We start from the raw sequence: 13,148 nt of genomic DNA, 5'->3' as shown, positions 1-13,148 counted from the left end.
ACAGAGCACCGAACAGAGCACCGAGCACCTCATCCGCCGCCCGGGCGTGCCCGCCCCCGCCTTCCCCTCCGGAGCCGGTGGTCCCGGCGCCGGGTGAGGCAGGGGTCATGCGAGCGCTCTCACGGCGCGGGCCGCCGTCAGCAGGCCCCAGGCGAGGTCGGCGCCGGAGGTGTGGCCGACGTGGAGGAGCCGGTGGAGGGCCGGGAGGAGAGGGGCGCGGCCGGGGATGGCGTGCAGGACGGCGGCGGCCTCCGCGCAGGACTCGCCCCGCGCGGCGCAGGTGAGCAGGGTCGCCGAGATCGCGGTGGTGCGGGCGCGGGCGTCGAAGGTGACGGCGGCGCCCAGCCAGTCGGCGAGCCGGGCCGCGCGGGGGGCGCCGGCGGCGCGGCCGAGGGCGCGCAGGCCCAGGAGGAGGCCGGCGAGCATGTCGTCGCCGCTCGGGGTCAGCCCGGGGCCGAGGCCGACGAGTTCCTCGGCGGCCACGGTGGCGCCCAGAAGGTCGTCGCCGGCGCACGCGGCCGCCAGCCGCAGGGCCGACGAGTGATCGCCCAGCCCGGGCCGCCGGGGGGAGCGGTCGCAGACGGCGGCCATGATCTCGATCGCGGCCGCGAGCCGGGCCGGGGCGACCGGGGCGACCACCGGGGCCGGGTCCCACCAGCGCCGCACGCGGATCTCGGCGTCGCCCACCAGCAGGCGGCCGTCGCCCACCGCCGCCTCGTCGCCCACGTCCGCGGTGATCGCGGTCCCCCCGCCGATCACCACGGCGTTGGGCAGCCGGGTCGCCGCGCTGTCGAGCACCGCGATGACGTACGGCTCGGCCTCCGCGCGCACCTCGACGTACACCCCGAGGGAGAAGGCCGCGAGCACCCGCCCCGGCCGGCGAGGGAAGTCCAGCGGGGCGCGGAGAGCCGCGCTCGCCGCCCCGTTGATCCGGACGCGGGCGGGGGCCCGGCGCAGGGACGTCCTCATGGAGGTGACGCTATGCCGAGGCCGTGATCGGTCCGTACGGAGAAAGCTGCCAAGGGTGCGGCCGATGCTTGGCTCTTCCTGACAGTCGGATTCCGGTGCACAATCCGCCTATGAGCAGCGACCCGCTCCCCCCGGCGATGCGGCTCGCGACCACGGGCACGATCCTGCACGGCGTGTCCGTGGGAGAGGTGCTCGGCGGGTCCTCGCTCGCCGACGCCCGGCTGATCGCGGGGGAGGCCGGTCTGGGCCGCATCGTGCAGCGGCTCAACGTCATGGAGGTCCCCGACATCCTGGCGTTCGTGAAGCCGCACGAGCTGCTGCTCACGACCGGATACCCGCTGCGCAACACGCCGCAGTCGCTCGGCCGGCTGGTGGCCGACCTGGACGAGCGGGGCCTGGCGGCGCTGGCGATCAAGCTCGGTCGCTACCTCGACGAGCTGCCCGCCGAGATGGCCGAGCAGGCCGACCGGCTGGCGTTCCCGCTGATCCTGCTGCCCAACGACGTCGCCTTCGACGACATCCTCAACCAGGTCCTGACCGACATCCTCAACCGGCAGGCCGGCATCCTGGCCCGCGCCGAGGAGGCGCACCGGGCGCTGGTGCAGGTCGTGCTGGCCGGGGGCGGGCTGCGCGAGGTGACCGCCGAGGTCGCGGCGCTGCTGGAGGTCGCGGTCGTGGCCACCGACGGGTCGGGCCAGGTGCTGGCGGCCAGCGGCCCGCGCGAGGACCTGGCCGCGCTCCGCGCCGCGGACCCGGCCGAGCACAGCGCCCACCACTGCGTCGTGCCGATCGTGGCCGCGGGCCACCACCACGGCCGCATCGTCGCCCACAGCCCCGCCGGGGCGCTGCGCGAGAGCGACGTGAGCATCCTCGAACGCGCCGCGACCGTCGCGGCCCTGGTCATCACCCGCCAGGAGGCGATCGCCGCCGTAGAGAGCAAGTACCGCGCCGACTTCCTCCGCGACGTGCTCACCGACCGGGCCGGGGGGCGCGAGCGCGTCGCCGCGCGCAGCCGCGCCTTCGGCTGGGACCTCGCCCGCCCCGTCACCGTCGTGACCGCCGAGCTCGACGAGGACTGCCCGGCCGCCGACCGGCTCCTCGCCGCCTGGACCTCCGCCGTGCGCCGCCACGACCCCGCCGGGGCCGTGGCCGGCTTCTCCCACGAGGTCGTGGCCATCGTCGGCGCCTCGCTGGACCCCGCCAGGGTCGCCCGCGACGCCGCCGCCGCGTTCACCGACACCACCTTCTGCACCGGCATGAGCCGCGTGGCCGCCTCACCCGGCTCCCTCCCGGAGGCGTACGCCCAGGCCCGCAAGGCGGTGAAGGTGGGCCGCCAGCTCCACGGGCCCGGCGCCGTGGCCCACTTCGACGAACTCGGCGTCTACCGGCTCCTCTCCCTGGTCAACGACACCGGCGAGCTCCACGCGTTCGTCCAGGAGACCCTGGGGCCCCTGGCCGGCGACGCCGACCCCGAGAACCCGGACCTGCGCCGCACCCTCCAGGTCCTCCTGGAGACCAACCTCAACGTCGCCGAGACCGCCCGCCGCCTCCACTTCCACTACAACACCCTCCGCTACCGCATCGGCAAGCTCGAACGCCTCCTCGGCCCCTTCACCGAGGACCCCCACCTGCGCCTCAACCTCACCCTCGCCCTCCACGTCCTCCGCATGCGCGGCATCTGACCCCGCCCCGCCACCAGGCGGCGCCGGGCCCCGGCGTCCCGCCGGGCGGTGCCGAAGGGCGGGGAGAGGATTGGCAGATCTGGACGGTGTGCCAGGTGGGGCGGGGGGTTTAGCGTGCCGGGGAGGAGGGGCGGGGGCTCTCCGGGCGGCGGCGTGCGGGAGGGCTGGCCATGGCGTTCGGCTGGAAGGTGCGGGATCGCGGGAGGACGCTGGGGCCGGGGGAGGTGGTGCGCCCCGACGAGCGGCTGTCGATGCCGCGGATGGTGGGGTTCGGGGCGCAGCACGTGATCGCGATGTTCGGCGCGACCTTCGTGTTCCCGCTGGTGATGGGGCTCGACGCCAACGTCGCGGTGATGATGTCGGGGGTCGCCACGATCCTGTTCCTGCTGATCGTGCGCGGGCGGATCCCGTCCTATCTGGGCACGAGCGCCTCGTTCGTCGGCGGGGTGGTCGCGATCCGGGCCGTCCAGGACAGCGACGCCGTGGTCACCGGGGCGATCCTCGTCGCGGGGCTGGTGCTGGCGCTGGCCGGGGTGGCGATCCACGTCCTCGGGGTGCGGTTCATCCACGCGGTGTTCCCCCCGGTGGTGACCGGGGCCGTGGTCATGCTGATCGGGTTCGGGCTGGCGTTCGTCGTCGCGCGGACGTACTGGCCGCAGGACCACTGGATCGCGATGATCACGATGTTCGCGACCTTCCTGATCATCGTGGCGTTCCGGGGGTTCGCCGGCCGTGTCGGGATTCTGCTGGGGCTGATCCTGGGATTCGCGCTCTCCTGGCTCGCGGACCTGGCCCTCGGCCCGATCACCTCCTTCAACCCGGCCACCCAGCGCGTGGACGAGCACCCGCGCGTCTCGCTGGACCAGGTCGCCACCGCGCCGTGGATCGGCCTGCCCGACTTCCACGCGCCCGACATCAGGCTCGGCGCGGTCGTGCTGGTGCTGCCCGCCGTGATCGCCCTCATCGCCGAGAACGTCGGCCACGTCAAGGCCGTCGGCGAGATGACGCGCACCGACGTGGACCCCTACCTCGGCCGCGCCGTGGCCGCCGACGGCGTCGCGACCGCCGTGGCCAGTGCGGTCGGCGGCTCGCCCACCACCACCTACGCCGAGAACATCGGCGTCATGGCCGCCACCCGCGTCTACTCCACGCTCGCGTACCACATCGCGGCCGTGATCGCGATCCTGTTCGGCCTGTGCCCGAAGTTCGGCGCGCTGGTCGCGGCCACGCCCGGCGGGGTGCTCGGCGGCGTCACGGTCATCCTGTACGGAATGATCGGCCTGCTCGGCGCGAAGATCTGGGTGGAGAACCGGGTGGACTTCGCGGACCCGGTGAACATGGTCCCGATCGGCGCCGGGATCATCCTCGCCATCGGCCCGGTCAGCCACGAGATCGGCGGGGAGTTCGCCCTGGAGGGCATCGCCCTGGGCACGATCGTCCTGCTCGCCGGCTACCACCTCCTCCGCGTCGTCGCCCGCGCCCGGGGCACCTCGGCCCGCCCGCCGGGCGACCCCGCGCCGCCGCCCGCCGCCGATCCGGTACGGCGGGGCGAGGGCGGCGCGGCCGTGCCGCCCGGGGACCGCGACGGGCCCGCCGGGCCGGAGGGGGCGGCGGGCCGGGGGGCCGGGTGAAGCCGCCGCCGTTCGTGTACCACGCGCCCGCGACGCTGGACGAGGCGCTGGAGACGCTGGCCGAGGCCGGGCCCGAGGGCAAGATCCTCGCGGGCGGGCAGAGCCTGATCCCCCTGCTCAACATGCGCCTGGCCGCGCCCGCGCACATCGTGGACATCAACCGCGTCGCGGGCCTGGACACCCTGCGCCTGGACGGCGGCGTGACGGCGGGCCCGCTGGTGCGCCACAGCCGCGCCGAACGCGACCCCGGCGTGCACGCGCTCCAGCCGCTGCTCCGCCAGGCCCTCCGCCTCGTCGCCCACCCGGTGATCCGCAACCGCGGCACCCTCGCCGGCAGCGTCGCGCACGCCGACCCCGCCGCCGAGATCCCGGCCGTCCTGGTCCTCCTGGACGGCACGGTCGAGCTGGTACGGCGGGGCGGCCGCCGCACGGTCGCCGCCGCCGACTTCTTCACCGGCCCGCTGGAGTCGTCGGCGGAGCCCGGCGAGCTGGTGAACTCGGTCTTCTTCCCCGCCCTGCGGCCGGGGACGGGCACCGCCTTCGAGGAGATCGCGCGCCGCCACGGCGACTTCGCCCTGGCCGGAGTCGCCGCCAGGGTCACCCTGGACCCCGGCGGCCACGTGACCCACGCCGCCGTGACCTGCGTCGGCGTCGGCCCGGTCCCGATCCGTCTGGACGTGACGGAGTACGGCGCCGCCGCCCCGGCGGGCGAGCCGGACTGGCGGCACGCCGCGCGAGCCGTACAGGCCGCGATCGCGCCCGAGACGGACATCCACGCCACCGCCGACTACCGCCGCCACCTCACGGCCGTCCTCACCGGCCGCGCCCTCAGAGCCGCCACCACCAGGGCCCGCGCCCACCCCGCGGTTCCTCCCCCCACTCCCACCTCCCGCCGCCCCGGCTCAGCGCCGCCGGCCGCCGGGCCGGAGGCCGCCCTCCTCCGCCCCGCCGAAGGACCACCCGCGCCGCCCGCCGGCGCCGGGGGAACGCTCCCGCACGCGGAAGTCTCGCTCCACGCCGGGTCCGAGGGGGCGGGCCCGGGAGCCGTGGCCCCTGGCGGGACGGGGGAGGGGCATTCCGTGGTCGTCGAGGTGAACGGGGTGGTGCGGGGGGCGCGGGTGCCGGGGCGGCGGTTGCTCTCGGACTTCCTGCGGCATGACCTGCGGCTGACCGGGACGCACGTGGGGTGCGAGCACGGGGTCTGCGGGTGCTGCACGGTGCTGCTGGACGGGGAGCCGGTGCGGTCGTGCCTGACGCTGGCGGTGACCGTGACCGGGCGGGCGATCACCACGGTGGAGGGCCTGGCGGACGGCGAGGAGATGTCCCCGGTGCAGCGGGCCTTCGCGGAGTGCCACGCGCTCCAGTGCGGCTTCTGCACGCCCGGGTTCCTGTGCACGGCGACCGCGCTGCTCCGCGACAACCCCCGGCCCACCGAGGAGGAGGTGCTGGAGGGCGTGTCCGGGAACCTGTGCCGGTGCACCGGCTACCAGAACATCCTGCGCGCCGTACGGCGGGCCGCCGAGCTGATGGCCGGGGAGGGGTAGATGTTCGGCAGGCCGGTGCGGCGCAAGGAGGACCCGCGGCTGCTCACCGGGCGGGGGCGGTTCCTGGACGACCTGGGGCACGACGCCCTCGCGGCGGCGTTCGTGCGGTCGCCGCACGCGCACGCGCGGATCACCGGGATCGACGTGTCGGGTGCCCTGGACGTGGACGGGCTCGTCGCGATCTACACGTGGGAGGACCTGGAGGGACCGGTCGCCGAACCCCTGCCGCTGCTCATCCCGCATCCGGAGCTGACGGCGGGGCGGACGCCGTACGCGCTGGCCCGGGACGTGGTGCGGCACGTGGGCGAGCCGGTGGCGATGGTGGTGGCGCGGGACCGGTACCTCGCCGAGGACGCGGCCGGGCTCGTCGAGGTGGGGTACGACCCGCTGCCGCCGGTCGTGGGCGTGGAGAACGCGGCGGCGGGCGAGCGGCTGGTGCACGGGGACGTGCCGGGGAACGTGGCCGCGCGCATGACGCAGGAGAACGGCGACGCGCGGGCGGCGATCGAGGCCGCGCCGCACACGCTGGCGTTCCGGCTGGACATCGAGCGCAGCGCCTCGACGCCGCTGGAGGGCCGCGGCGTGTACGCCCGCTGGGACGCCGACGACGCCTCGCTGCGGGTGTACTCCTCGACGCAGACGTCCACCTCGGTCCGGATGGCGCTCGCGGCCAAGCTGGGGCTGCCGCTGCCCAAGGTGGAGGTGATCGCGCCGGACGTCGGCGGCGGGTTCGGCGTGAAGATCATGCACCCGTGGCCGGAGGAGGTGCTCGTGCCGTGGGCGGCGATGCGGCTCGGGCGCGAGGTCAAGTGGGCCGAGGACCGCCGGGAGCACTTCGTGGCGTCGGCGCACGAGCGGGCGCAGGTGCAGTACGTCCGGGTCGGGTTCGACGACGCGGGCCGGGTGCTCGGGCTCGACGTGAACATCCTGCACGACAACGGGGCCTACATCCCGTACGGCCTGATCGTCCCGATCATCACGTCCACCCAGGTGCCGGGGCCGTACAAGATCGGGGCGTACCGGGTCGAGTTCACCTCCCTCTACACGAACACCGTGATCGTCACGCCGTACCGGGGCGCGGGGCGGCCGCAGGCGGTGTTCTGCATGGAGCGCACGATGGACCGGATAGCCGCCCACCTGGGGCTGGACCGGGCGGAGGTGCGCGAGGCCAACTTCATCCGGCCCGACGAGTTCCCGTACGACCAGGGGCTGACCTTCCAGGACGGGCGGCCGCTGATCTATGACTCCGGCGACTACCCGGAGGCGCTGCGCATGCTCAAGGAGCTGATCGGCTGGGACGGGTTCCCCGAGGTCAAGGCGGCCGCGGCGCGCGAGGGACGGCGGCTGGGCATCGGCCTGGGCTGTTACGTCGAGGGGACGGGCGTCGGGCCGTACGAGGGCGGCCATGTGCACGTCACCACCGACGGGCGCGTGCACGTCTCCACGGGCCTCACCTCCCAGGGCCAGGGCCACGAGACCGTGTTCGCCCAGATCGTGGCGGAGGAGCTGGGCGTGCCGGTCGAGGACGTCACCGTGGTCACCGGGGACACCCGCAGGTTCGCGTACGCCGTGGGCACGTTCGCCTCGCGCGCGGCGGTGATGAGCGGGAACGCGATCGCGCTCGCGGCGCGCGAGGTGCGGGAGAAGGCGCTGCGCGTCGCCGCCGAGGCGCTGGAGGCGGACCCGCGCGACCTGGAGATCGCCGGCGGAGAGGTGCGCGTGGCCGGCGTCCCGGGGAGCGGCGTCCCCCTGGCCACGGTCGCGGTGCTGGCCAACCCCCTGCGGTACGCCTTCGACGAGGAGGCGGCCCGGGCCACCCAGTTCGCGGCCCCCGCCTCGCCCGACGAGCCGCCGCTCACCGGGGAGCCCGGCCTGGAGGCGCGCGGCTACTACTCCCCGGTGCGCTCCACGTTCGCCGCCGGCATGCACGCCGCCGTCGTCGAGACCGACCAGGACACGGCCGAGATCCGCGTCCTGCGCTACGCGGTGGTCCACGACTGCGGCCGCCTCATCAACCCGATGATCGTCGAGGGCCAGATCCACGGCGGCGTCGCCCAGGGCGTGGCCGGCGCCCTCTACGAGCGGATGGCCTACGACGACCACGGCCAGCTCCTCAACGCCTCCTTCATGGACTTCCTGATGCCCTACGCCACCGAGATCCCCCACGTGGAGACCGCCCACCTGGAGACCCCGAGTCCGCTCAACCCGCTCGGCGTCAAGGGCGCGGGCGAGGCGGGCGTCATCCCCGTGAGCGCGGTCCTGGCCTCGGCGATCGAGGACGCCGAAGACCTGCCGATCACCCGGATGCCGCTGTCCCCCGCCGACCTCCACCACCTCCGCCACGCCCCGCCCCCCTGACCCGGCCCGTCCCGCGCGGGGCCGCGCGCGCGACAGCCGTACGGCATGAGCGAGGCCCGGCGAGGCCGTACGGCGCGTGCGGGGCCGTACGGCGGGCGCGGGTCAGGAGGCGGCGGTGGCCTGGGAGCGGTGCTCGTGGGGGGACAGGCCGCGGACGCGCTTGAAGGCGGCGCTGAGGGCGAACCCGCTGCCGTAGCCGACGCGGTGGGCGATGGAGTCGAGGGTCGTGCCGGGGTCGCGCAGGAGGTCGGCGGCCAGGGACAGGCGCCATTCCGTGAGGTAGGCCATGGGGGGTTCGCCGACCAGGGCCGAGAAGCGGCGGGCGAGGGCGGCGCGGGAGACGCCGGAGCGCTCGGCCAGTTCGGCGAGGGTCCAGGGGTGCGCGGGGTTGTGGTGCAGGAGGCGCAGGGCGCGGCCGACGACCGGGTCGCCGTAGGCGCGGTACCACGTGGGCGCGTCGGTCTCGGGGGCGGCGAACCAGGCGCGGAGGGCGGCGATGAGGAGCAGGTCGAGGAGGCGGTCCAGGACGACCTGCTGGCCCGGCTCGTCGCGGGAGATCTCGGTGGCGAGCAGGGGGATGAGCGGGCTGCGGAGGGCGTCCGAGGGCACGGCGAGCAGCGGCGGGAGCGTGCGCAGCAGGGGGCGGCTGATCTCGCCGGGGAGCTGGTAGGTGCCGATCAGCATGCTGGTGCCGCCGTCGGGGCTGTGGCCCCAGGTGCGGACGCCCAGGCTCAGCGCCTCGCACAGCTCCTCGCCGTCGAGCGTGGTGCTCCGCCCGCCCGGGTGCACGATGGCCTGCGGTTCGGTCTCCGGGTCGTCGGCGACCGTGTAGTGGCCGGGACCGCGCATGATCGCCACGTCGCCGGGGCGCAGCCGTACGGGGTCGCCGGCGTCGGGGACGGCCCAGGCCTCGCCGGCGGTCAGCGCGATCAGCGTGAGCGGGGCCTCGTCACGGACCCGGATGGACCACGGCGGGCTGAGCACCGCCCGCAACAGGAAGGCGCCCCGGGCGCGAGGACCGTCGAGCAATCCCGCGAGTGCGTCCATGCGTCCACTGTAGACGCTCGCTTATGCGCACGAGTCTCCTGGCCATGGTCCGTCTCAGTGATCCGTTGAAGACTGAAGACATGACGCAGAACACGATCTTGGTTGTCGGCGGCACCGGCAAGACCGGCCGCCGGGTGGCGGAGCGGCTCACGGCGCGCGGGCTGGACACGCGCATCGGCTCCCGCTCGGGCGAGCCGCCGTTCGACTGGAACGATCCGGGCACCTGGGAGGCGGCGTTCCGCGGCGTGACCGCGGCGTACGTCACCTACCAGCCCGACCTGGCCTTCCCCGGCGCGGCCGAGGCCATCGAGGCGGCGTCGCGGGTCGCCGTCGCCTCCGGCGTGCGGCGGCTGGTGCTGCTGTCGGGCCGCGGCGAGGAGGACGCCAGGGTCAGCGAGCGCGGCGTCACCGGGTCCGGCGCGGAGTGGACGGTGATCCGGGCGGCCTGGTTCAACCAGAACTTCAGTGAGAGCCATCTTCTCGCGCCCGTGCTGAGCGGCGAGATCGCACTGCCGGCCGGGGACGTGCCGGAGCCGTTCGTGGACGCCGACGACATCGCCGACGTGGCGGTGGCCGCGCTCACGGAGGACGGGCACGCCGGGCGGGTCTACGAGCTGAGCGGGCCGCGCCTGCTGACCTTCGCCGACGCCGCCGCCGAGATCGCGGCCGCCTCCGGGCGCGCGGTACGGTACGTCCCGGTTTCACCGGATGAGTACACGAAGGCGCTGATCGGCCACGGCGTGCCCGCCGAGGAGGCCGAGGCGCTCACCGGCCTGTTCACGCGCGTGCTGGACGGCCGCAACGCGCACCTGTCCGACGGTGTGCGGCAGGCGCTCGGGCGCGAGCCCGCGGACTTCGCCGACTACGCGCGCCGTACCGCCGCCACCGGCGTCTGGCGCGGCTGAACCCCCGTCAATCCCCCGAGGAGGATCTCATGAACGCACTGCTCTTCACCCTGACCCTGATCTCCGCGCTGGGGAGTGCGCTGGTGGCGGGCGCGTTCTACGCCTTCTCCAGCTTCGTGATGCGGGGGCTGACGGCGCTGCCGCCCGAGCGGGGACTGGCGGCCATGCAGTCGATCAACGTCACGGCGGTGACCCCGGGCTTCATGGCCGGATTCATGGGGACCACGCTGCTCACGGCCGCCACCGCGGTCACCGCCCTGGTCACCGGCCTGGAGCACGGCATGGCCTGGCTCCTCGCCGGCTGCGCGCTCTACCTCGTCGGCGTCTTCGTGGAGACGGCGGTCGTGCACGTGCCCCGCAACAACGCGCTCGCGGCCCTCGACCCGTCCGACCCGGCCTCGGCCGGCGCCTGGGCCCGCTACGCCTCCGTCTGGACCGCCTGGAACCACGTCCGCACGGTGGCGGCCCTCGCCGCCACCGCCTGCCTCGTCCTCGCGCTGGTCGCCCAGCCCTGACCCCGGGATCACCGCGGGCCGCACCCCCTCCCCGGGGGGTGCGGCCCGTTCGTCGTTCGCCCGCCGTACGGCGCTGGCCGGCCGCCGCTCCCCGCCCCGCGAGCCGCCATGCCGTACGGCGGGGCGGGGGAATCCGGGGACGGGGCGGAGACGCGCGGAGGCGGGCCGGAGACGCGCGGGGGCCGGGAGGAGAAGCGCGGGAGCGCGGCCGGATAGGCGCGGGAATCACGAAGTCGGGCGATAGCGCGGGCCTCCCGGGCGCAAATCGAGCGGATCCCGCCCCGCCAGAACGCGTGAAGTCGCCGCCCGTGAACCTCTTCGCGTCCGGGCGGCGTGAAGAAACCCGCGTGTTCCGGGGACGGCGGGCCGGGTCCCGGCAACGCGCGCCGCGACGGGAAGTGCTCGCGGGGCGCGCCGGAGTACGCGTCCTCCGCCGGCCGTGATGACGCCGACGTCCAGAATGTGGAACCGGCCGAGTTGCGTCTCACCGCGCTCATCGAGAAAGCCCGTCAACACGCGCGGGCGACGGGGGTTCACACGATCCCGGCCCCGGCGCGCGGGGAGTGGGCGGGCCTCCGCGAGAGCCGTACCGGGCGGGCGGACGGGGCGGAGAGAGGCCGCCGGGCGGGGAAGGGAACGGCGGGGGCGGGTTTTATCGTCCGAACGGAGGGTTGTACGGTTGCCCGGGTTCCGCCTGGCAGGGGAGGCGGCCGCCCCCGAGGGGGCGGAGTCCGGCGGCCTGTCGCACGAGGGGGCTCGGGCGCTTCGTGAGAAGTATGGTGTATTCCTCGTCTCTGGAGCGGTCGAAGTACCCGCAGGGCGCCTTCTGTATGGCGCGCCGGTGCGAAACAGAGCCGAGATGTTGGGCAAGCGGGGGTCGCGCGGGTTATGTTTATAGCGCGTATAGATCTCGCGTTCTCTATTAATCAGGAATAACACATGGCCAGAAAAATTCAGGAGCTTCTCATCGACGACATCGATGGGGGCGACGCCGATGAGACGGTCAGGTTCGGGTTGGGCAGCTCCGACTACGAAATCGACCTGAACACGTCCAATGCCAAGAAACTGCGCGACGCGCTCAAGCCGTTCATCGACCACGCCCGGCCGGTGCGCACGTCGCGGACGGCCTCGCGCCGCCGAGGCGCGGGTGAGGGCGGTCTCTCGCGGCAGAAGTCCAAGGAGATCCGCGCCTGGGCCAAGGCCAACAACCACCCGGTGAACGAGCGCGGCCGCATCCCGGCCGACCTGATCGCCAAGTACGAGGCCGCGCACTAGGCCACGTCCGGTTGTTGATCGTCCCCGGCGGGCGGTCCGGCGGCGGCCGGTCACCTGGCAGCGGTGACCACGCCCTCGCGGGCCGCGCGCCCTTCGCCCGGGGACGACCGCGCGCCGGCCGCGCCGGCCGGCGTGATCGGGAGCGCCCGCGCCCGAGTCCGGGTGCCCGGCGAGGCGGGGACCGACCGCGTCCGCCTCGCCGGGGCCCCGGTGTCCGGCTCCGGGTGCCGTCCCGCCCCCGGCCGGCCTTCGATCCGTCCCGGATCAGGGCTTCGCGTAGGGGAACTGGGTGGCCGCGGGGCCCAGGAGATCGCCGGAGTAGCGGGTGTACAGCTCCAGGTTGCGCTCCGCGAGGTGGTCGAAGCGCTGGGGCACCGAGGATCCGGGCGTCAGCGACCGCAGCGCCGACTCCGGCGACAGCCGCGCCGAGACCCAGCACTCGTGGGTGGCGGCGCGCGCGACGACCTCGGCGATCGGCGACACGATGAGCGAGTTCCCGAAGTAGAGGACGCCCGCGGGATCCGCGCCGACCGCGTTGGCCGCCACCACGTAGACGTGGTTGTCGTACGCCCTGGCCCGCGTCGTCAGCTCCCAGATGTCGGCCGACCGCAGCAGCGCCGAGGGACGGCACATGATCTCCGCGCCGCGCGCCGCCTGGATGCGCCACAGCTCGGGGAAGTCCCCGTCGAAGCAGATCGCCATCCCGATCCGGCCGAGCGCGGTGTCCACCACGCACACGTCCGACCCGGCCGTCACCCAGCCGCCCCGGGCCGCGTCCTCCGTGACGTACGGATGGCTCTTGCGGTACACCCCGATCACGTCGCCGGACGGCCCGGCGATCACGGCGGCGTTGTGGACGACGCCGGGCGAGTGCCCGCGCTCGTACGTGCCGAAGCAGATGTGCGTGCCGAGGCGGCGCGCGGCCTCCTGGAGCGGTTCGCTCACCGGGCCGGGGACCACCGACACCAGGTCCCACAGCTCGCGCGCCGGGACGCCGGGCGTGAACCCGGTCGTGCACGACTCCGGGAGGACGATCAGCTCGGCCCCGGTCGCCGCCGCGCACTCCTCGACCAGACGGACGGCCTTCGCGAGGTTCGCCGCCACGCTCCGCGCCGTCAGCGGCCCCGGCTCCGGCGCGATCTGGACCGCCGCCACCGTGCAAGCCCGCATGTTCCTCACCTCGTCTTCCCGTGTCTTCCCGCCGTCTTCTCGCCGTCTTCTC

Annotated in this window: 10 protein-coding genes; 7 read left to right on the top strand and 3 right to left on the bottom strand. The window is 74.8% G+C overall.

The window, feature by feature from the left end:
- Window positions 1-105: 105 nt before the first annotated feature.
- Window positions 106-969: an oxamate carbamoyltransferase subunit AllH family protein gene (locus D5H75_RS20000; RefSeq protein ID WP_119928014.1), complete on the bottom strand. Its 864-nt coding sequence runs from the start codon at window positions 967-969 to the stop codon at window positions 106-108.
- Window positions 970-1,079: 110 nt separating this feature from the next.
- Here D5H75_RS20000 and D5H75_RS19995 point away from each other — a divergent pair, with 110 nt between their 5' ends.
- The 4 genes from D5H75_RS19995 (at window position 1,080) to cutA (ending at window position 8,184) form a co-directional block, all read left to right on the top strand.
- On the top strand, window positions 1,080-2,651 hold the full coding sequence (locus D5H75_RS19995; RefSeq protein ID WP_119928013.1) for a PucR family transcriptional regulator: 1,572 nt from the start codon (window positions 1,080-1,082) through the stop codon (window positions 2,649-2,651).
- A gap of 170 nt (window positions 2,652-2,821) precedes the next feature.
- Window positions 2,822-4,282, top strand: a complete 1,461-nt coding sequence (locus D5H75_RS19990) for a uracil-xanthine permease family protein (RefSeq protein WP_119928012.1) — start codon at window positions 2,822-2,824, stop codon at window positions 4,280-4,282.
- A complete protein-coding gene (locus D5H75_RS43260) occupies window positions 4,279-5,826 on the top strand; it encodes an FAD binding domain-containing protein (protein WP_242454376.1) in 1,548 nt (515 codons plus the stop codon). Before D5H75_RS19990 ends, D5H75_RS43260 begins: the two co-directional genes overlap by 4 nt.
- Window positions 5,827-8,184: an aerobic carbon-monoxide dehydrogenase large subunit gene (gene cutA, locus D5H75_RS19975; protein WP_119928011.1), complete on the top strand. Its 2,358-nt coding sequence runs from the start codon at window positions 5,827-5,829 to the stop codon at window positions 8,182-8,184. It begins immediately after the preceding gene.
- 102 nt (window positions 8,185-8,286) lie between these two features.
- On the opposite strand, the gene D5H75_RS19970 is transcribed toward cutA, so the two are convergent.
- Window positions 8,287-9,231 carry an AraC family transcriptional regulator gene (locus tag D5H75_RS19970; protein WP_119928010.1) on the bottom strand — a complete coding sequence of 315 codons (945 nt, stop codon included), beginning with the start codon at window positions 9,229-9,231 and terminating at the stop codon, window positions 8,287-8,289.
- A gap of 80 nt (window positions 9,232-9,311) precedes the next feature.
- Here D5H75_RS19970 and D5H75_RS19965 point away from each other — a divergent pair, with 80 nt between their 5' ends.
- The 3 genes from D5H75_RS19965 (at window position 9,312) to D5H75_RS19955 (ending at window position 11,926) form a co-directional block, all read left to right on the top strand.
- A complete protein-coding gene (locus D5H75_RS19965; protein WP_202638327.1) occupies window positions 9,312-10,136 on the top strand; it encodes a Rossmann-fold NAD(P)-binding domain-containing protein in 825 nt (274 codons plus the stop codon).
- Window positions 10,137-10,165: 29 nt separating this feature from the next.
- A complete protein-coding gene (locus tag D5H75_RS19960; RefSeq protein WP_119928008.1) occupies window positions 10,166-10,651 on the top strand; it encodes an anthrone oxygenase family protein in 486 nt (161 codons plus the stop codon).
- Between the two features lie 939 nt (window positions 10,652-11,590).
- Window positions 11,591-11,926 carry a histone-like nucleoid-structuring protein Lsr2 gene (locus D5H75_RS19955; protein ID WP_119928007.1) on the top strand — a complete coding sequence of 112 codons (336 nt, stop codon included), beginning with the start codon at window positions 11,591-11,593 and terminating at the stop codon, window positions 11,924-11,926.
- 264 nt (window positions 11,927-12,190) lie between these two features.
- On the opposite strand, the gene D5H75_RS19950 is transcribed toward D5H75_RS19955, so the two are convergent.
- A complete protein-coding gene (locus D5H75_RS19950) occupies window positions 12,191-13,096 on the bottom strand; it encodes a carbon-nitrogen hydrolase family protein (RefSeq protein ID WP_119928006.1) in 906 nt (301 codons plus the stop codon).
- Window positions 13,097-13,148: the final 52 nt, after the last annotated feature.

This window comes from Bailinhaonella thermotolerans (assembly GCF_003594875.1).
Taxonomy (GTDB): Bacteria; Actinomycetota; Actinomycetes; order Streptosporangiales; family Streptosporangiaceae; genus Bailinhaonella; species Bailinhaonella thermotolerans.
Note: the sequence above shows the minus strand (reverse complement) of the source record. Positions and strands in the feature narration are given on the sequence as shown.